General features: G+C 61.0%; 12 protein-coding genes. 8 read left to right on the top strand and 4 right to left on the bottom strand.

What is annotated here, in order from left to right; all coding sequences use genetic code 11:
- Positions 1-1,149 precede the first annotated feature (1,149 nt).
- Entirely contained in the window at positions 1,150-2,793 is a 1,644-nt protein-coding gene (locus ACZRMH_RS04610) for a diguanylate cyclase (RefSeq protein WP_464012371.1), read from the bottom strand.
- A gap of 244 nt (positions 2,794-3,037) precedes the next feature.
- Here ACZRMH_RS04610 and ACZRMH_RS04615 point away from each other — a divergent pair, with 244 nt between their 5' ends.
- The 4 genes from ACZRMH_RS04615 to speA all read left to right on the top strand — a co-directional run bounded on the left by ACZRMH_RS04615 (position 3,038) and on the right by speA (position 7,348).
- The gene (locus ACZRMH_RS04615) at positions 3,038-4,105 is read left to right on the top strand and encodes a DUF2333 family protein (RefSeq protein WP_464012372.1); all 1,068 of its coding nucleotides are present in this window, start codon (positions 3,038-3,040) and stop codon (positions 4,103-4,105) included.
- A gap of 3 nt (positions 4,106-4,108) precedes the next feature.
- On the top strand, positions 4,109-4,642 hold the full coding sequence (locus ACZRMH_RS04620) for an NUDIX hydrolase (protein WP_464012373.1): 534 nt from the start codon (positions 4,109-4,111) through the stop codon (positions 4,640-4,642).
- A 207-nt stretch (positions 4,643-4,849) separates the two neighbouring features.
- Positions 4,850-5,221: a translation initiation factor Sui1 gene (locus ACZRMH_RS04625; RefSeq protein WP_464012374.1), complete on the top strand. Its 372-nt coding sequence runs from the start codon at positions 4,850-4,852 to the stop codon at positions 5,219-5,221.
- 207 nt (positions 5,222-5,428) lie between these two features.
- Positions 5,429-7,348 (top strand): arginine decarboxylase, encoded by a 1,920-nt coding sequence (gene speA, locus ACZRMH_RS04630; RefSeq protein WP_464012375.1) that lies wholly within the window; start codon positions 5,429-5,431, stop codon positions 7,346-7,348.
- Positions 7,349-7,426: 78 nt separating this feature from the next.
- Here the strand turns inward: speA and ACZRMH_RS04635 are convergent, their stop codons facing one another.
- On the bottom strand, positions 7,427-8,770 hold the full coding sequence (locus tag ACZRMH_RS04635; protein WP_464012376.1) for an MATE family efflux transporter: 1,344 nt from the start codon (positions 8,768-8,770) through the stop codon (positions 7,427-7,429).
- A gap of 175 nt (positions 8,771-8,945) precedes the next feature.
- On the opposite strand from ACZRMH_RS04635, the gene ACZRMH_RS04640 reads away from it, so the two are divergent.
- Positions 8,946-13,835 (top strand): alpha-2-macroglobulin family protein, encoded by a 4,890-nt coding sequence (locus tag ACZRMH_RS04640; RefSeq protein ID WP_464012377.1) that lies wholly within the window; start codon positions 8,946-8,948, stop codon positions 13,833-13,835.
- 160 nt (positions 13,836-13,995) lie between these two features.
- On the opposite strand, the gene ACZRMH_RS04645 is transcribed toward ACZRMH_RS04640, so the two are convergent.
- Entirely contained in the window at positions 13,996-14,289 is a 294-nt protein-coding gene (locus tag ACZRMH_RS04645; RefSeq protein WP_464012378.1) for a hypothetical protein, read from the bottom strand.
- A 12-nt stretch (positions 14,290-14,301) separates the two neighbouring features.
- Between ACZRMH_RS04645 and pbpC the strand changes: the two genes are divergently transcribed.
- From pbpC to ACZRMH_RS04660, 3 genes are all read left to right on the top strand, one after another.
- Entirely contained in the window at positions 14,302-16,665 is a 2,364-nt protein-coding gene (gene pbpC / locus ACZRMH_RS04650) for a peptidoglycan glycosyltransferase PbpC (RefSeq protein ID WP_464012379.1), read from the top strand.
- 322 nt (positions 16,666-16,987) lie between these two features.
- Positions 16,988-18,340 carry a collagen-like triple helix repeat-containing protein gene (locus ACZRMH_RS04655; RefSeq protein ID WP_464012380.1) on the top strand — a complete coding sequence of 451 codons (1,353 nt, stop codon included), beginning with the start codon at positions 16,988-16,990 and terminating at the stop codon, positions 18,338-18,340.
- Positions 18,341-18,530: 190 nt separating this feature from the next.
- Positions 18,531-20,213: a ShlB/FhaC/HecB family hemolysin secretion/activation protein gene (locus ACZRMH_RS04660; protein WP_464012381.1), complete on the top strand. Its 1,683-nt coding sequence runs from the start codon at positions 18,531-18,533 to the stop codon at positions 20,211-20,213.
- Between the two features lie 61 nt (positions 20,214-20,274).
- Here ACZRMH_RS04660 and ACZRMH_RS04665 read toward each other — a convergent pair whose 3' ends face one another.
- Positions 20,275-20,688 carry a response regulator gene (locus ACZRMH_RS04665; RefSeq protein WP_464012387.1) on the bottom strand — a complete coding sequence of 138 codons (414 nt, stop codon included), beginning with the start codon at positions 20,686-20,688 and terminating at the stop codon, positions 20,275-20,277.
- Between the last annotated feature and the right edge of the window lie 122 nt (positions 20,689-20,810).

A 20,810-nucleotide genomic window follows, 5' to 3' on the forward strand; every position in this document is an offset into this window, starting at 1 on the left:
ATTCGCGGTTGGTCTTGCCCAGTTGGATATCGCGGCTGAAGTCGCCCTCGGCCCAGGTCGACAGCAGTGGCGCCAGATAGGTCAGCACCCGTGCCAGCTTGCGTTGCAGGGTGTCGATCAGCAGCGCAATCAACAGGATCAGGCCGATCATCAGGCCCTGGATCAATCGCACTTCACTCTGGATCTGGCCGTGCTCGGCGCGTACCACCGGCTCCAGCTCGGCAATGGCCTGTTGTACGGCGTCGAGTTTGAGGTGGGTGGCAGTGCTGAGCTGGCTGCGTTGCTCAATCTGGTTGCGGGTGCGTTTGAGTTCGGCAGGGTAACGGTTGAGCAGGCTGTTGAGTTCACGCTTGAGGCCAACCCCGGCGTCCTCGGCCTGGGCCGTATCGGTGGTTTCAAGGCCCATCATGGCGGCAAAGTCGTCGGTGCCCGAGGCGCTTTTGCTGCTTACGCCCAGCAGGGGCAGGGCGTCGATTTCTCGGGCTTGAAGTTGAATACTGTCCAGCTCGCGCTCCACATCACCCGCCAGTTCACTGCGCCCGCTGCTGACCAGCTTGTCGCGGGCCAGGGACAGCTTGGCCAGATGTTGCGAGGCGGTCAGCAGCAAGGGCAGATAGCCACGGGCCTCGGTCGAGGCCGGGTCGCTGGCATATTGGCTGAGCTGTTCGAGGCTGGCACCCAGTTCGCGCTCGGCTTGCAGCAGCAAGGCCTGCGGATCGCCGGCCAGCTTGCCGGCGGCCAGCAGTTCGGTGTTGCTGTAGGTGCTGAGGTTCTCAAGGCTGGGGCGCAGTGCATCGGCCAGTGCCGGTGGCAAGTGGCCGAGTTCGCTCTTGAGCGTGTCGAGGGCACTGTTGGCATCGCTCAGGCGCAGGGCATCGCCGCTGGCCAGGTAGTCCTCGATATTGCGCGCCACCTTGCTCTGGAACTGCTGCGACAGGCTCAGGTAGCGTTCCATCAGCAGAAAGGGGCGTTCCAGTGCCTGCTGCGACCACCACAGGGTTGCGCCCAGGGCGAGGCACACGGCGACCAGCAACAGGGTGTTGAGGTTGGTTAGCAGCTTCAGGCGCATGTGAGGTTTTGCCTACTACACAGTCAGAAGCGGCAGAAGTTATTGCACTTAAGTTACAAGGGTGTGACGAAAAGCGGGGATCAGGAGCAAATAGTGGCAATTGGCCTTGTCGGGTGAAAGCGCTGTACCTGATTGCGGCCATTATTCTTGGCGCGGTATAGCGCTTCGTCGGCCTGGGAGGCCATCAGCAGGCTGTCGGCTTCGCCCTGCATTTGCACCACACCGGCACTGAACGAGCACGACAGGTCTGTGGGCTGCGCCGGGTAGTGAATTTCGGCAAAGCGCTGGCGGATTTGGTTAAGCACCTTGTAGGCCGCCTCTTGATCGGTGTCCGGCATCACAATGGCAAACTCTTCGCCGCCGTAGCGGCCGATAAAGTCGGTCTTGCGCAGGCGCTGCTTGAGAAACAGCGCCAGGCTCTTGATGACCCGGTCGCCCATTGGATGGCCGTAGCCGTCGTTGACGTGCTTGAAATGGTCCAGGTCGAGCATGGCAAAGCTCAAGGGACGACTCTCGCGGCGGGCGCGGAAGGTGCAGTCTTCGAGCAGTTGCAGAATATGGGTGTGGTTGTACAAACCGGTCAGGCTGTCGCGCACCATGCGTGCCTTGAGGTGGCGGGCGCGGGCGGCGCGGTTGCGCACGGTGGTGATCAGATGACGCGGCTGGATGGGTTTGGTCAAAAAATCATCGCCGCCTTCGCTCATGGCGTCGAGCTGCTTGTCCATGTCGTCTTCGGCCGACAGATAAATAATCGGCACGCTGACATAGCGGTCATTGTGGCGGATCACCTTGGCTAACTCGGCCCCTGTACAGCTGGGCATATACATGTCGAGGATAATCAGGTCGGGCTGAAATTCCGCCAGCTCGGCCATGGCCTGGATGGGGTTGATCAGGGTGCGGGTGACAATCCCTGCGCCATTGAGCAGGCGCTCGGCGTGCAGGGCCTGGGCCCTGGAATCGTCAATGATCAGCACCTTATAAGGCTCGTACTGGGCCACGCAGGTCAGTACCTCGATTTTTTCCAGCAGGCTTGACGCTTCGAGGGTGCCGGTCAAAAAGCCTTGCCCGCCTGCGCGCACGGCGGCCAGCCGGGTTGGGGTATCGGCCTCATGCAGGCTGAAAAACAGCAGCGGCAGTTTTTGCTCAAGGCCTGCCTGGGCTTCGGCGGCCAGCGCCAGGCCAAGGCCCGCTGCGCCGAAGTCCACGTCCATGACAATCGCGGCAGGATGGCGCTCGGCCATGGCCTGGCGAAACTCCTCCGGGCTTCGGAAGGCCCGGGCGCTGAGCTCGAAAAACTCCAGTTGCCTGGCCAGCCGGTCGGCACGTTCCAGATCTTGCAGCAGGATATACACGGGCTTGCGCAGCGGCGGCAGGCTGATGTTAGCCACCAGGTCGCCCTGGCGCAGGCCGGTGCGCGACAGGCGCTGCATCAGACGGTTGAGTTCGGTAATGATCGGGCTGCTCAGGCGGCTACTGTTGGCGGCCATGTCTTGCAGGGCAAGGTCGATGGCCCGGGCCAGTTCGATATGTTCCGGCTGCTCGAAGCGCTCGGCAAAACGCAGCAGGCGCAGGTTGGCATCGTCGAGTTCGGCCAGGCTGGCGGGCGACCACTCATTGGCCTGCAAGCGTTGCCATATCTCAAGTATCTGGCGGGCCTGGTGCGTGACTCGCTGGGCAAAGTGGTTTTTAAGACGTTCGCGACTGGGGTCTTCTTGCTCGGTCATAACCTGGCTGCTGGGTAAGGAAGCATGCTGGAAATTGAATAGTGGCTCTATGCTAGCAGTTCATTTCAAATGTACGAGTTTCTGCTTGAAATTATCTGTCGGGCAGCCATATTGCCCATCGTCTGTGCGCTTGTTCTATAGTGCCGGGCGTAGTGGCCCCCTGAGATAAAAAGCGTGCATGCAAGGCACGATGGGTTAGGGTTGTGGTCGAACCGTTGAATCAAGCAGATGAAAGGACATAGCCATGCTGGACTGGAAAAAACGTGAGGGCACTGCCCGTGAATCGGTCAAAGAGACGAAAACACAGTCGCGTGGCTATTTCAAAAGCATCCTGCTGAGCCGCTCCATCGCGGTGCTGGTGGGGATATTCGTGCTGGTGAACCTGGGCCTGGGCTGGTACTGGAGCCAGGAGCCGGACCTGTTCCCGGTGCAGCAAAATGCCCAACTGGCAGCCGAGAAAGAAGGCAAACAGATGGTCCCGGGCTTTACCACTGTCGAAACCCTCAAGACCGTGGCCGGTACCTTGCTCAGCAAACCCGGTGGCTACCTGTCCAATGACCGGCTGCCGCCGGGCATCTTCCTGGACAATATTCCGAGCTGGGAATACGGCGTGCTGGTGCAGGTACGCGACCTGACCCGGGCCCTGCGCAAAGACTTCGCCCGTTCGCAGTCACAGTCGGCGGAAGATGCAGATCTGGCCAAGGCCGAGCCGCGCTTCAACTTTGACAACAAGAGCTGGATGCTGCCGTCCAGCGAGTCCGAATACCAGGAAGGCATCAATTCCCTGAGCCGTTACCAGGCGCGCCTGTCTGACCCGAATCAGAAAAACGCCCTGTTCTATGCCCGCGCCGACAACCTGAACAACTGGCTGGGCGATGTGGGCACCCGTCTGGGTTCGCTGTCGCAGCGCCTGTCGGCCAGTGTTGGGCGGGTCAAGCTCAACAGCGCCTTGAAAACCGAATCCCTGCAGCCAGGCCAGGTGCCGGTGGTTGACGAGGAAGTGGTTGAAACACCGTGGATGCAGATCGACAACGTGTTCTACGAAGCTCGCGGTCAGGCCTGGGCCTTGTCGCACTTGCTGCGTGCCATTGAAGTCGACTTCGCTGACGTATTGGCGAAAAAGAACGCCACGGTCAGCGTGCGTCAGATCATTCGTGAGCTGGAAGCAGCACAAGAGCCGGTATGGAGCCCGATGATCCTCAATGGCAGCGGCTATGGCGTGCTGGCCAACCACTCGCTGGTCATGGCCAACTATATTTCCCGCGCCAACGCTGCGGTCATGGACCTTCGTCAATTGCTGTCCCAGGGCTAAGCAATGGTCATTTCAGCTTTGGAAGCCGCACACCGTGCGGCTTCCGATGTCGAACAAGTCGCCTGGGTCGACCGCGAAGACCGCCTGCTGGGCGGTCTGCCCCGGCACGAACTGCGCGAGCGCGGCCTGATCGGGCGCGGCACCTTTATTCTGTTGTTCAACTCTGCCGGGGAACTGTGCGTGCATCAGCGCACCCTGAGCAAGGCGCTGTATCCGGGGTTCTGGGATGTGGCGGCGGGTGGCATGGTGGGGGTGGATGAAACCTACGCCGAATCAGCGGCCCGTGAGCTGGCAGAAGAGCTGGGCGTCAGTGGCGTGCCGCTGACGGCCCATGAACGGTTTTACTTCGAAGCCCCGCAAAACCATCTGTGGTGCGCGGTGTTTTCGGCGGTGTGGGACGGCCCGTTGCAGGTGCAGCCCGAGGAAGTCCAGCAGGCCTGCTTTATGCCGGTGGCCGAGGCGTTGCGCCTGAGCAGGCAAGAGTCTTATTGCCCGGATTCGCTGGATGCGCTCAAGCGCTATCTGGCTCAAGACTGACTCGGGGTTGCAGCTTTGAAAATTGCCGCCGATTGGCTATTGGGCACCGGCGATTTTGTCGTTACACTGCGCGACCTTTTTCAGGCTCAGGCGGTTTTCCCCCTGAGTTGCGCTGCCCCTGCCAGAGTGGGGCTTCGCGGTCGGTACACCTTGGCGCAAGCGCGTCATGCACCGGCCAATTATTTGTCCTCCGAATGAGGATTGCCGGTGGCCAAAAAAGCCGCATCCTTCGCCGCCCTGGGTGGCCTGGTATTTTCCACCGACGCAGGTCGTCACTGTCCGGACTGTCGTCAGCCGGTGGACGCCTGTACCTGCAAACAAACCCTGATCCCCGAAGGTGACGGCATTGCCCGCGTGCGCCGCGAAAGCAAAGGCCGCGGCGGCAAGACGGTGACCACCATCACCGGCGTGCCGCTGGCTGAAGACGCACTCAAGGAACTGGCCACAACGTTGAAAAAACGCTGCGGCACCGGTGGTGCGTTGAAAGACGGCATCATCGAGATCCAGGGCGATCATGTCGAACTGCTGCTGGCCGAGCTGCTCAAGCACGGGTTCAAAGCCAAGAAATCCGGCGGCTAGCAGCCTCTGTGAAAACCACCGCTTAGCGGGTCTGACGCCTTGATGGGCTGGTCAGACCGCTCTTGCCATGGTTTTCACAGAGCCTGTTATCACCGGTTTCTAAACTCGGCGCTGTTGTCAGGGTCTGACTAATCGTCACTTTCACACTTTAGACTGCGCCAGCCTGCTTTCAGGCTGGGCTATTTGACTTATTTATAGGGGACTTCGATGTCCGTACGACGCACACGCAAAGACGATGGCAGCCAATGGACAGTTGCGGACAGCCGCAGCGTTTATGGGATTCGCCATTGGGGGGCCGGGTATTTCGCGATCAATGAAGCCGGTCGCGTAGAAGTCCGTCCGAACGGCCCGAACAGCTCGCCCATCGACCTGTACGAGCAAGTCGACGAACTGCGCAAGAACAGCGGTTTGTCCTTGCCGTTGCTGGTGCGTTTCCCGGATATCCTGCAAGACCGTGTACGCCAGTTGACCGGTGCCTTCGATGCCAATATCGCGCGCTTGGAATACCAGAGCGAGTACACCGCGCTGTACCCGATCAAGGTGAACCAGCAAGAAGCGGTGATCGAAAACATCATCGCCACCAAAAACGTATCCATCGGTCTTGAAGCCGGCTCCAAGCCAGAGCTGCTGGCCGTGCTGGCGCTGGCCCCGAAAGGCGGCACCATCGTTTGCAACGGTTACAAGGACCGCGAGTTTATCCGCCTGGCACTGATGGGCCAGAAGCTGGGTCACAACGTCTTTATCGTGATCGAGAAAGAATCCGAAGTAGACCTGGTGATCGAAGAAGCAGCCTCGCTCAAGGTCAAGCCTCAGGTTGGCCTGCGCGTGCGCCTGTCGTCCCTGGCCTCGAGCAAGTGGGCTGACACCGGTGGCGAGAAATCCAAGTTCGGTTTGTCGGCGGCGCAGTTGCTGTCGGTGGTTGAGCGCTTCCGCGCTGCCGGCCTGGATCAGGGCATCCGCCTGCTGCACTTCCATATGGGTTCGCAGATCGCCAACCTGGCGGACTACCAGCACGGTTTCAAGGAAGCAATCCGCTACTACGGCGAGCTGCGCAACCTCGGCCTGCCGGTTGACCATATCGACGTGGGCGGCGGTCTGGGCGTGGACTACGACGGTACGCACTCGCGCAACGCCAGCTCGATCAACTACGACATGGACGACTATGCCGGTGTGGTCGTGGGCATGCTCAAAGAGTTCTGCGACGCGCAGAGCCTGCCGCACCCGCATATCTTCTCCGAAAGCGGCCGTTCCCTGACCGCGCACCACGCCATGCTGGTGGTACAGGTGACCGACGTCGAGAAACACAACGATGACGTTCCGGTAATCGAAAACAAGGAAAGCCTGCCGGAAACCGTGCAATGGCTGGTGGACCTGCTGGGTCCGACCGACATCGAGATGGTGACCGAAACCTACTGGCGTGCCACGCACTACATGAGCGACATTGCCGCCCAGTACGCTGACGGCAAGATCACCCTGGCTGAAAAAGCCCTGGCCGAACAGTGCTACTTTGCCGTGTGCCGTCGCCTGCACAACTCGTTGAAAGCGCGTCAGCGTTCCCACCGTCAGGTGCTGGACGAACTCAACGACAAGCTGGCCGACAAGTACATCTGCAACTTCTCGGTATTCCAGAGCCTGCCGGACACCTGGGCGATTGGCCAGGTCCTGCCGATCCTGCCGCTGCACCGTCTCAACGAAGAGCCGCTGCGCCGCGCCGTGCTGCAAGACTTGACCTGTGACTCCGACGGCAAGATCAAGCAATACGTCGACGAGCAGAGCATCGAAACCAGCCTGCCGGTTCACGGTTTGAATGAAGGTGAAGACTACTTGCTGGGCATCTTCCTGGTGGGCGCTTACCAGGAAATCCTCGGTGACATGCACAACCTGTTCGGTGATACCGACTCGGTGAACATCTACCAGAACGAAGATGGCAGCGTTTACCACGCCGGTATCGAGACGCATGACACCATCGAAGATATGCTGCGCTACGTGCACTTGTCGCCTGAAGAGCTGATGAACCACTACCGCGACAAAGTGGCCAGCGCCAATATCAGCGTCAAGGAACGTACCCAGTACCTGGATGCCCTGCGTCTGGGCCTGACTCGTTCGTCTTACCTGTCGAGCCACTGATTGCCCGATTGAGTCCTGGCTGACTGAACTACGCTGACCTGTGCATTGCAGGGGTCAGCGTTTTTTTTTGCCCCCGATTCAGGTGCCGAACCACTGATCCTTGCGCTGCATCCGCCATGCAAACACACCCAGGGTCAGGCTGCGCAGCACCATAAACAGCAGGAAACTTATCCACAGACCGTGGTTGCCGTAGCCGTGCAAGGCCCAGGCGACGGGGAAAGCAATCACCACGCTGATGACCATGGCATCGCGCATTTCTCGGGCGCGAGTGGCGCCGATAAACAGGCCGTCGAGCAAATAGCTCCACACCGCAATCAGCGGCAGCAGGGCCAGATACGGCAGGTACTGGAAGGCGGTTTCGCGCACGCTGGGGATATCGCTTTGCATCTCGATAAACAGATGCCCGCCAAACACAAACAGTAACGCAAACGCCAGGCTGGCCAGCAGCGACCAGCCGCAGGCCACGACCATCGAACGGCGTAACGCATTACGGTCGCGGGCACCGATGGCATGCCCGCACAGCGCCTCAACCGCATGGGCCAGACCGTCCAGGGCGTGGGCCGCCAGCAGCAGGCCATTGAGCAATAGGGCGTTGGCTGCCACGGTAGCGTCGCCCAGGCGGGCGCCTTGCAAGGTGATGGAAAAAAACACCGATTGCAGCAGCAGGCTGCGGATAAAAATATCCCGGTTGACCCCCAGCAGCGGCTGCCAGTTGTGCCAGACGCGCAAGGCGGCCCAGACCAGAGTGCCGGGAAACCTGCGCAAGGCCCCGCGCGTGAGCCACAGGCCGAGCAGGGCGCCGCTCCACTCGGCAATCACCGACGCCCGTGCCGAACCGGCCACGCCCCAGTCCAGACCGAGGACAAACCACAGGTTGAGCGCAATATTGACCAGGTTGGTGGTGAGCAGAATCGCCAGCGGCGCCCGGGCGTTTTGCGTGCCCAGAAACCAGCCCACCAGCGCATAACTGGCCAGGGCAGCAGGCAGGCCAAACAGGCGGGTATGGAAGAACTCCAGGGTAAGCTCATGCAACTCGGCAGAGGGCTGCATCACATTCAGTGCCAACCCGCTGAACGGAATGGCAATCGCGCCCAGCAGCATCGACAGCAACACACTGAGCAACAGGCCTTGCAGCAGGATTTGTCGCAGTGCAGTGCCATCCCCGCGGCCGGCGGCTTGTGCGGAAAAACCGGTGGTGCCCATGCGCAAAAAGCCCATCATCCAGGCCAGGAAGATATACAGGCTGGCACCCACAGCGACTGCGCCCAGTTGGTGGGCGTGGGGCAAGTGGCCGATCACGGTGCTGTCGACCAGGGCTACCAGCGGCACGGAGATATTCGACAGGATCATGGGGGCGGCCAGCGCCCAGACCCGGCGATGGGTCGGGCGGTCGCGCCAGTCGGCTAGCAGGGAAGGTGACATGCAGGCTCCTTAGGGGGGCGCGATTGTAGCGCAAGCGGCCCTCACCCTAACCCTCTCCCTCCGGGAGAGGGTTAGGGTGAGGGCGCTTTTGATCTTCAATCTGACCAGCGCTCCTGCCGTTCACCGCGAGCTGTTATATAGTCGACCCCTTCAATGCCCAGTCAACGAGTACACCATGCTTAACAAAGGATTGTTCCTGGCCTGCACACTGGCGCTGCTGAGCGCTTGTGATTCTTCCAGCGTCGACAAGCCCGCCGTGCCCAAAGTTGCCGCGAGCCAGCCGGCCAAACCGGTGCAGGACGTCAAGGTTCTGGCTGAGCGCTATGCCGGGCGCGAGTTGAGTGTGGTGGATGTATCCGAAGTGCAACTGGACGGTGCCAGTACCTTGTCCGTGAGTTTTTCGGTGCCATTGGACCCGCAGCAAAATTTCGCCGACAAACTGCATCTGGTCGACGCCAAAACTGGCAAGGTCGACGGTGCCTGGGAGCTGTCGGACAACTTGATGGAACTGCGTCTGCGCCACCTTGAGCCGCAACGCAAACTGATCCTTACCGTCGACCCCGGCCTGCGTGCGGTCAACGACGCCAAGCTGGCCGCCGAATACCTCAGCCGCCTGGAAACCCGCGACCTGCAACCCACGGTCGGTTTCGCCAGCCGCGGCAACCTGCTGCCCACCCGCCTGGCCGAAGGCTTGCCGGTGATTGCGCTAAACGTCGACAAGGTGGACGTCGAGTTCTTCCGGGTCAAACCCGAATCATTACCAGCTTTCCTCAGCCAATGGGGGCGTAACAGCAGCCTGCAAAGCTACGAGGCCAAGGATCTGCTGAATATGGCTGACCTGGTGTACAGCGGCCGTTTTGACTTGAACCCGGCGCGCAACACTCGTGAAACCCTGATCCTGCCCACTGCCGGGATCAAGCCTCTGCTGCAGCCAGGTGTTTATCTGGCGGTGATGACCGCGTCGGGCAGTTACAACTATTCGACCCCGGCCACCTTGTTCACCCTCAGCGATATCGGCCTCTCCGTACACCGCTACCAGAAGCGCCTGGATGTGTTCACCCAAGCCCTGGAAGGCGGCAGTGCATTGAGCGGGGTTGAGCTGGAACTGCTTGATGGCAAGGGCAAGATGGTGGGCCAGGGCAAGACCGGCAAGGACGGGCATGCCGAGCTGGCCTTGCCACCCAAGGCTGAAGTGCTGGTGGCGCGCCAGGGCGACCAGACCAGCCTGCTGCGCTTGAACACGGCGGCGCTGGACCTGGCCGAATTCGATATCGGCGGCCCGCAGGCGCATCCGTTGCAGTTCTTTGTATTTGGCCCGCGGGATCTGTATCGCCCCGGCGAAACGGTGCTGCTTAATGCCTTGCTCCGCGACCGTGATGGCAAACCGGTCAAGCCGCAGCCGGTCAGCGTGGAAGTACGCCGCCCGGACGCGCAGGTCAGCCGCAAATTTGTCTGGTCGCCGGACGCCTCCGGCCTGTATCAGTACCCGCTGCAACTGGCCGCCGAAGCTCCGACCGGGCGCTGGCAGCTGGTGTTCGATTTCGGTGACGGCAAGCCGCAGTTGTATGAGTTTCTGGTTGAAGACTTCCTGCCAGAGCGCATGGCGCTGGAGCTCAAGGGCAGCGACACGCCGCTGAGCCCGGAGCAAACCGCGAAAATCCAGGTTAATGGTCGCTACCTCTATGGCGCCCCGGCAGCGGGCAATCGCCTGAGCGGTCAGGTCTATGTGCGGCCCTTGCGCGAGGCGGTCAGCGCTTTGCCGGGTTATCAGTTCGGTTCGGTCAGCGAAACCGAGCTGACTCAGGATCTGGAACTGGACGAAAGCGTACTGAATGCCGAGGGCAAGCAAACCATCAGCATTGAAAGCCAGTGGCGCGATGCCAAGTCACCGCTGCAACTGATTGTGCAGGCCAGCCTGCAAGAGTCGGGCGGGCGCCCGATCACCCGGCGTCTGGTGCAGCCGGTGTGGCCAGCAGAGCGTCTGCCGGGGCTTCGCGGCTTGTTTGACGGCACTGAAACCGATGGCGATGGCCCGGTTGAATTCGAACTGCTGGTCGCCGACAGCCAGGGCAACAAGCTGGCCGTCGACAACCTCAAGGTGCGCCTGGTGCGCGAGCGCCGCGACTACTACTGGAACTACTCGGACAGCGACGGCTGGAGCTATCACTACAACGAGAAGTTTTTGAACCTCAACGAAGAAACCCTCAGCCTCAAGGCGGGCGAAACCGCCAAGGTCAGCTTCCCGGTGGAGTGGGGGCCATACCGCGTTGAAGTCGAAGACCCGCAAACCGGTCTGATCAGCAGCCTGCGTTTCTGGGCCGGTTATCGCGCCCAGGACAACGCCGAAGGCGGCGCCGTGCGCCCCGATCAGGTCAAGCTGGCGCTGGACAAGGCTGCCTACGCCGATGGTGATACGGCCAAAGTGACGGTCACGCCGCCCGCAGCGGGCAAGGGCTACTTGCTGGTTGAGGGCAGCGACGGCCCGCTGTGGTGGGAAGAGATCGAAGTGCCCGCCGAAGGCAAGAGCTTCGACATCAAGCTCGACCCGAGCTGGGCGCGCCATGATCTCTATATCAGCGCTCTGGTGATCCGTCCCGGCGAGCGCAAGACCAATATCACCCCCAAGCGTGCTGTAGGTGTGTTGCATCTGCCCATCGACCGCAGCCAGCGCAAGTTGGCACTGACGCTCGAGGCCCCTGAGAAAATGCGCCCCAAGCAGCCGCTCACGGTGAAAATCCAGGCTAAAAACGCCGATGGCAGCACCCCCAAACAAGCCCATGTGCTACTGGCCGCAGTGGATGTGGGCGTGCTCAATATCACTGAGTACCCGACTCCCGATCCCTTCGCCAGCTTGTTCGGGCGCAAGGCCTATGGGGCTGACCAACTGGATATCTACGGGCAATTGATCGAAGCCGGGCAGGGCCGCCTGGCCAGCCTGGCGTTCGGTGGTGATGCCGCGCTGGCCAAGGGCGGCAAACGGCCGGCCACCAGCGTGACCATCGTGGCACTGCAAAGCGCACCGGTAACGCTGAACGAGCAGGGCGAGGGCGAAGTCAGCGTGGATATCCCTGACTTCAACGGTGAACTGCGCTTGATGGCACAGGCCTGGACCGACGATCGCTACGGCATGGCCGAGAGCAAGACCGTGGTTGCTGCGCCGCTGGTGGCCGAGCTGGCCGCACCGCGCTTTTTGGCCGGTGGCGACGAGACACGGCTGGCACTGGACCTGTCCAATCTCACCGACAAGCCGCAAACCCTGCAGGTCAAACTCGACACCGAGGGGCAACTGAATCTGCTGGCAAACCCGACGCAAAGTGTCACCCTGAGCCCCGGCCAGCGCAGCACCTTGCAGGTGCCGGTCAAGGCCCTTGGCGGCTTTGGCACGGGAGTGGTCAAGGTCACCGTCAGCGGGCTTGATCTGCCGGGCGAAACCCTGGCGCCGTTTACCCGCGAGTGGACCCTGGGCGTGCGCCCGGCCTACCCGGCCTTGCTCAAGCACTACCGCAGCGTGCTTAACGATCAGCCGTGGAGTTTACCGGATGGCGAACTGCAAGCTTTTGAACCGGCCGGGCGTGAAGCCCTGATCAGCCTGTCGAGTCGTCCGCCGCTGAACCTTGGCGAGCAGATTCGGGCACTCAAGGCCTATCCTTACGGTTGCTCGGAGCAAACCACCAGCGGCCTGTACCCGGCCCTGTATGCCGATGCTGCAGTGCTGCAACGGCTGGGGCTTGAAGGCGAGCCGGATGCCGAGCGCAAGCGCAAGATCGAACTGGGCATCGAGCGTCTGCTGGGCATGCAGCGCTACAACGGCAGCTTTGCCCTGTGGGGCGCGGAGGGTCAGGAGGAGTACTGGCTCACGGCCTATATTACCGACTTCCTGCTGCGTGCCCGTGATCAGGGTTATGCCGTACCGCCCGAGGCGCTAAAAAAGGCCAGCGAGCGGTTGCTGCGTTATGTGCAGGAACGCAACCTGATCGAAGCCGACTACAGCGACAACCTCGACCACACCCGCTTTGCCGTGCAGGCCTATGCGGCGCTGGTGCTTGCGCGTACCCAGCAGGCACCGCTGGGAGCGTTGCGCAGCATCTTTGAGCGCCGCAGTGAGGCCCGTTCCGGCCTGCCGCTGGTGCAGTTGGCGGTTGCCTTGCAGAAGATGGGGGATCAGCCCCGCGCCGATCAGGCGCTGGTGGCAGGCTTGGCCGTGACCCGCAAGGCCGATCAATGGCTGGGGGATTACGGCAGCCCGCTGCGCGATCAGGCACTGATCCTGGCCTTGCTCGAAGAGAACAACCTGATGAGCGGCCAGCGTGAGCAACGCTTGTTCGACCTGTCCGATCAACTGGCGGCGAGCCAATGGCTGTCGACCCAGGAGCGCAACTCGCTGTTCCTCGCCGGCCGCGATCTGCTGGGCAAACCTGAAGCCAACTGGTCGGCGCAGCTCAGCAGTGGCGGCCAGACCCGCCAGCTGGACAACACTCATTCGGGCCTCAAGCTCGACGGGCCGTTGCTGGCTTCGCCACTGACCCTGCGCAACGAAGGCAGTACGCCGGTTTATCAACAGTTGACCATTTCGGGTTATCCACAGCAGGCCCCGGCGGCGGGTGGTGAGAACATGAGCATTCGCCGGGATTACCTGGGTATGAACGGCGAGCCGCTGGACCTCAAGGCTCTGAAAAGTGGTGATCTGGTGCTGGTGCATCTGGCGGTGAAGGCCAAGCAACCGGTGCCGGATGCGCTGGTGGTGGACTTGCTGCCGGCGGGCCTGGAGCTGGAAAACCAGAACCTGGGCCAGAGCGCCGCCAGCCTTGAAAACGCCAGTAGCCAGGTCAAGCAATGGCGCGAGTCGATGCAGAACGCCAGTGTGCAGCATCAGGAGTATCGCGATGACCGTTATGTGGCGGCGCTGAAGCTCGACGGCTATGGCACCACGCACCTGCTGTACCTGGCCCGTGCCGTGACCCCGGGCACCTACCGCGTGCCACCGCCGCAAGTGGAATCGATGTACCGCCCCAACTGGCAGGCCGTGGGTGAAACACCGGGGGATATGCTGATCAGGGGGCGCTAGGTTTGGCTGGGGGCAGCTGTCTTGTGCAGGTTTGGTTTTTTGTGGGAGCAGGCTTGCTCGCGATGCAGACGACGCGGTTTGTCTGCTGCACCGCATGGATCCCATCGCGAGCAAGCCCGCTCCCACATTAATCCTGCCTGCCAGCTGTTGTGCGGTGGGGCTAGTTGATAATCCAGCTCAGCACCCACAGCCCCAGCAGTAACCAGATGACTCCGCCAATGATCGAGGTACGCATAAAGGCGCGTACGGCGTTGTATATAAACAGCAGGCCGATCACCAGAATGGCGATGCTGATAATCGACGTTTCCATGCCCAACGTTCGGCTCAGCCCCTCGATAAAGTTGCTGCCGGCGTTGCTCAGGCCGCTGAAAATGCCACCCAACCCTTCAACGATAAAGCGAATGATGGCCCCGAACATCTGCCCAAGGCTCTCGAAAAACCCTTCAACTTGCATGTGTGTGTCCCAATGAATGATGCGGCCACTGTGCCAGAGAAAAGCCGTGGATGGTTACGCATCATAAGCAAGATTTTAGCTGGCCTGGTGCTGGCATGCGCACTGCTGTGGCTGGCCGACAGGGTCTGGCCACTGCCCTTGCCCAAGGATGACCTGGCTCGCGTGGTACTGGCCGAAGACGGCACGCCGCTATGGCGCTTTGCCGATGCCAACGGTGTTTGGCGCTATCCGGTGCAGACCAGCGAGGTGTCGCCGCTGTACCTGGATGCCTTGCTGACCTACGAGGATCGCTGGTTTTTTCAACACCCGGGGGTCAACCCCTTGGCATTGGGCCGTGCGGCCTGGCAAAACCTGACGGGTGGGCGGGTGTTGTCAGGCGGCAGCACCTTGTCGATGCAAGTGGCGCGCCTGCTCGACCCCCATGAGCGCACGCTCCCCGGCAAGCTGCGCCAGTTGTGGCGCACTGCGCAGTTGGAATGGCATTTATCCAAGGACCAGATTCTCACCCTGTACCTCAATCGTGCGCCGTTTGGTGGCACCCTGCAGGGCGTTGCAGCCGCCAGTTGGGCGTATCTGGGCAAGTCTCCACAACAGCTCACTCACTCCGAAGCCGCATTGCTTGCAGTGCTGCCGCAAGCGCCGAGCCGTTTGCGCCCCGATCGTCACCCCGGGCGGGCGCAAGTGGCGCGGGATAAGGTACTGCGCCGGTTGGCCGAGTACCGGGTATGGCCGCAGCCAGTTGTGATTGAGGCGCTGCAAGAGCCGCTGCTGCTGGCGCCGCGTCTGGAGCCCAGCCTGGCGCCGTTGCTGGCACGCAGGCTCAACCGCCCTGACAGCCCGCCGTTGATCCGCACCACCCTTGACGCCAGCTTGCAGCGCCGTCTTGAGGATTTGCTGCTGGGCTGGCGCGCCCGCTTACCCGATCACACCTCGGCCGCCATTGTGGTGGTTGAAACCGACACCATGGCGGTGCGCGCCTATCTGGGCTCGGTGGATATCAACGATGCGCGCCGCTTTGGCCATGTCGACATGATCACCGCCATGCGCTCGCCGGGCTCGACCCTCAAGCCGTTTTTGTACGGTATGGCCATGGATGCCGGACTGATCCACTCCGAGTCACTGCTGCAGGATGTGCCGCGACGTTATGGCGATTACCGGCCGGGCAACTTTTCCATGGGTTTTAGCGGGCCGGTCTCGGCCAGTGCTGCGTTGGTCACGTCGCTCAATTTGCCTGCCGTGCAACTGCTTGAAGCTTATGGCCCCAAACGCTTTGCCGCCGATATGCGCAACGGTGGCGTGCCCTTGAGCTTGCCGGCGCTGGCCGAGCCCAATCTGGCGCTGATTCTGGGCGGTGCCGGTAGCCGTCTGGAAGATCTGCTCAGCGGTTACAGCGCCCTGGCACGAGAAGGGCGCAGCGCCAATCTGCGCCTGCAACCCGATGACCAACTGCGCGAGCGGCGCATGCTGTCGCCGGGTGCGGCGTGGGTTATCCGGCGCATTCTCAGTGGTCAGGCGCGCCCGGATCGCGATCCCACAGCCGATCTGGTGCAGCGCCCGCAGCTTGCCTGGAAGACAGGCACCAGCTATGGCTTTCGCGATGCCCTGGCGATTGGCGTGGGGCCGCGCTATTTGATTGGTGTGTGGATCGGTCGCCCGGATGGCACGCCGGTGCCAGGGCAGTTTGGCCTGGCGTCGGCGGCGCCCTTGATGCTGCAAGTGCACGATGTGCTGAGCAACCGTGACAGCCAGCGCGGCATTGTTGCGCCAGTGCAGGCGGTGCCGGGGAGTGTCGGGGTGGCTGCGATTTGTTGGCCGCTGGGCCAGCCCATGAACAAGGATGACCCCAATTGCCGTCGCCAGCGCTTTGCCTGGACCCTGGAGCACACCACCCCGCCGACCCTGCTGGCGGCCGACCAGCCGCTGGGTGTGGGCCTGCGCGAAACCATTCGGGTCAACCCCCAGGGCTTGCGGGTGGGGCCGCAATGCGCGGATGGGCAAGTGCGTGAAGTGGCGTTGTGGCCTGCCCCCCTTGAGCCGTGGCTGTCCCGCAGCGAGCGACGTGAAGCGCGCTTGCCGCCAGCGTCTACGCAATGCCCGCCACCGCCTTTGAATGCCGTTACACCGCTGTCGATTGTCGGTGTGCGTGATGGCGACCGCCTGCGTCGTCCTGCTGCCAGTCAGACCTTGTTGCACCTGGCGCTATCGGCCTTGGGCGGTGACGGCCGGCGTTGGTGGTTTTTAAACGGCGTACCGTTGGGGGATAGCGCGCAGCAAGCCGTGTTCAACACCACCCTGGAACAGGCGGGGCGCTATGAGCTCAGTGTGCTCGACGAAAGCGGGCAAACCGCCCGTGTTGAGTTCAGTGTGGTGGATTAAAACCGTTGGGTACTTGTTTTGACGCACTGTAAAGCAACTAAAACCCCGCTAATTGTGTTTATACCTAAAGTAGGGTTGCGGGCGTTGATGTTTTATCGGGTCAGTAAGTCTGTTGATAATTAACGTTTTTTTTTAAATCACCTAGACCAAAAGTATTAATCCGCAAGCAAGGTTGGAACCCTTGTATATAAGGGGTTAATACCAAGTTGTGAATTGTTTGATAAGGCCCGTGGGGTTGTTATGTCTGCAACGGATGAATGTATCCCTGACACAGAGCAGGGAACTTTCGAACTCAGGTGTAACAGGTGCAAGGGAATTAATCATGAACACTCAACTGTGGTTGAAAACCAGTACAGCTCTGCTCTTGGTCATGACTGTCAGCCTGGCAGGCTGCAGCAGCGGCGGTGGCGGTCACAAAAGCGTAGTTTCGGCGAGCACACCGGACAGCGGTACTGGCGGTGGTACAGACGGCGGTACCGGTGGCGGCACTGACGGCGGTACTGGTGGCGGCACTGACGGCGGTACTGGTGGCGGCACTGACGGCGGTACTGGTGGTGGCACTGATGGTGGTACTGGTGGCGGCACTGACGGTGGGACCGGCGCAGGCACCACGCCTCTGGTAACTGGCCAGGTCGTAGGGCAAGTCGGCAGTGCTGTTGGCGGCGTGGGCTCTACAGTCAGCGGGCTGGGTGACACCCTCACCAGCGTTCCAGTGGTCGGCACCCTGGGCGGCGGGCTGGTGACCAACACCGGCAATGCCGTGACCTCGGTAACCGATGGCCTTACCAACGGCCTGGGCTCGCTGGGCACTGACAAGAATTCCCTTGGCCTCACCGTGGCCGGTGCCACCAATGCCGTCAGTGACGTGGGTAAGGGCGTCTCTTCTGTTGGTACAGGTTTGAGCACCGTACTGGACAACACCCCGATCAGCCAGATCCCGCTGGTAGGCGGTGTCGTGGGCAAGGTGACCGACACCACGGGTGGGCTGGTCAATAAAGTGGGCACTACCGTAACCATGCTTGGCAACACACTGACTACCAATGTCACCAGTGGCCAGTTGGGCAAGGTTACTGGCGGGGTGAATGACAAGGTTCTGGTGCCGGTGATTTCCCTGGTGGAAAACGTCACGGGCAAAGTGGGCACCACGACTGGCCTGGGCGCTCCCGTTGACGGTCTGTTGAACAAGGTCGGCGGCGTTGTGGGCGGCCTTGGCGACAAGGTGACGACTACCGGTGGCGCGAACAACCCGGTGACCTCTTTGGTGGGTGGCGTACTGACCGGTGTGGGTGGTGTGGTTGACAAGACTGGTGGCTACGTCAATCCGGCGGCGGGTACTGGCACAGGTACAGGCTCGGGTGGTCTTGGCGGATTGTTGGGCGGGATTGGTGTAGGTGCTGGTGTGGGGGCTGGTGTCGGCGCAGGTACAGGCACTGGCACAGGTACAACTGTTGGTGCTGGCGCAGGTGCCGCTGCTGGAGCCGGTGGCGCTGCAGGCCTGGGTGGCTTGCTCGGTCAGGTGGGTGGCGTGCTGGGCGTCAAAGTGGATGCAGGCAGCACCGGTGCTGCAGCAGGCGCAGGAACAGCTGGAAGTGGTGCAGTGGGCGGTACAGGCGGTCTGGGTGGAGCTCTTGGGGGAGTGCTTGGCGGGCTGGGCAATCTGGGCAAGAAAAACTGACGAATATTGCACCTGGCCGGTTCGACGGCCGTACCTACAGCGCCTACGCTTGGTTGGGACGAGAGATTCAGATGAGTCTCTCGTCTTTTTTCATGTGCAGGTTGTAGGAGCGATGCTCGGGCAGCTTCACGGAACATTCAAAGATGAAGCCCCCTTCGTTATGCCGCTGTAGTTGAACATGGAGTGTCCTATGCGTAATTGCGTTCCCTTTTTGTTGTTGGCACTGGCCCCTTATGCGGGTGCCGAGCCCCTTCCGCGCTTCCTCAACAGCAATGACACCATGCAAACCTTGCCCACGCCCAACTTGCCGGTGGATGCCTACCGCCCGCCGGCACCTGCTCTGGAGTTGCCCAAACCGGCTGCCCAACAGGCCCAACCATTGGAAATGGGCACCCGGCTGACCATTCGCAAGTTGCAAATCGAAGGCGGCTCGATCTACCCGCTACCGGAACTGGGCGCGGTGTACAAACCACTGCTGGGCCATGAGATCACCCTGGCCGAACTGATCGAGGCTACGCGCCGCATTACCCAGCGTTATCAGGAAGACGGTTATTTACTGTCCTACGCCTTTTTGCCACAGCAGAATTTTGATCAGGGCCTGGTACGCGTGGTGCTGGTCGAAGGCTATATCAGCCAGTATCAAGTAGACGGTGATATCGGCAGGGTCAAAGGTTTTATCGATGAGTTGGTGGACAAACTCAAGGGTGAGCGCCCGCTGACCCGCAAAACCTTTGACCGCTACAGCACGCTGATGAGCCGTATCCCCGGAGTGACTCTGGAGGCACAAGTACCGCCCCCGGGCACCACCGACGGCGCATCGACGTTGCATGTCAAAGCCAGCCGCAAACCCTTCACCACCAGCATGAGCCTTATCGAAGGCAGCCGTGACAGTACTCAGGCACTGTTCGCCGCCAGCAGCAACTCGCAAACGGCCATGGCCGAGCAGTTGACCTTGAGCGGTTTGTTCCCGCCGGGCGACGACAAGGAGCATTACTACCGCCTCGATTACAGCCAGTACCTCAACGCTGAAGGCACTCAATTGAACCTGTATGGTTCCAGTTATCGCAGTGACCCGAGCACCAGCATCGTCACCAGTGACGGCTTTGAGCTCAAGACCCACCGTGAGAATGACCGTTTCTCGATAGGTGTCAGCCACCCGCTGATTGCCGCGCCGGATCAATGGCTGAGCGCCGCTGCCCGGCTGTACGGGGTCAATGACAATACCGACTATGAGATCGTCGGCTACGGGCAGACCATCAGCGAAAAAACCAATGTGCGGGCACTGGCGTTTGAGGGCGACTGGCGCAAGTCCGACGCCAAGCAACTGCGTATCGTCAGTGCCGGTCTGTACCAGGGCATAGACGGCATGGGCGCCAAGAGCGAGACCAACCTGACCGGCACTCGTTATGACCTGGACTTCTTTCGTTTACGTTTGTCGGGCGTGCAGAGTGACGGCTATTTCGATAACTGGCAGGGCGTGATTTCAGGCGCGCTGTACTGGAGTGACGACACCTTGCCTGACAGCGAGCGGGCAGTATTTGGCGGGCAGAACTTCGGCCGGGGTTACCCGGATGATCAAGCCTCGGGGGACAAGGGCTGGGGCGTAGCCTATGAACTGAACTACAGCTTTAACCGCGATGGCGAATGGGTGAAGTTGCTGCAGCCTTATGCGGTCGTGGACAAGGCCAAGGCCTGGTACAACGAATTACCGTTCAAGGGTTCAGACATGTCGTCGGCTGCGCTGGGCTTGCGGTTTGGTGACAAGCGTTATTACAACATTGCCCTGGAAGTTGCCAAGCCCATGTCGGATATGGCGCTGGACAGTTTTAACCGGCGGCCGCGTTATACACTAAGTTTTAGTTATCAGTTGTAAAGCGGATCTATAAAAAACCCCGCAGACGCTTATACAGGTCGCGGGGTTTTTTATAGAGGGTTCAGGTTCTGGCCAGATGCAATTGCGTGGGGTGTGGAAAGAGATTGTCGAGGGTGTCGAGCAGGCGCACGTGGTAGATGGGTTTGCGAAACAGATCCAGCACCTGCAGGCGCAGAAGGTCGCTTACATCGTCCATATCGGCGTGCCCTGAAATGACAATCACCGGCAAATGCTGGCGCGATGTGTGCTCGCGCAGGCGCTTGATCAGCGCAATACCGCTCTCTTCCGGCATGCGCAGGTCGGTGATGACCAGCGCAATATCCGGATGTTGGGTCAACTGCGAAAGGGCGAGTTTGACTGAAGTTGCCGTATAGCAACAAAAGCCCTCGCCCTCCAGCAGCTCAGCCAACTCCAGCAGTGCGTCCTCTTCGTCATCCACCAGGAGTAGCTGTTGGCGTGGCGGGGAGAGGGGCATGTTAGTACTCGCCTTATTTGATGGGCGGCCGCGAAAACTGAGTGCAACACCTGACCTTTCCGGTACGGTGCTGCCCCTATGTCCTATTCCGAACTCAGCGTTGAAGAGCGCGCGATCATTCA

It is taken from the genome of Pseudomonas sp. B414, from assembly GCF_055408445.1.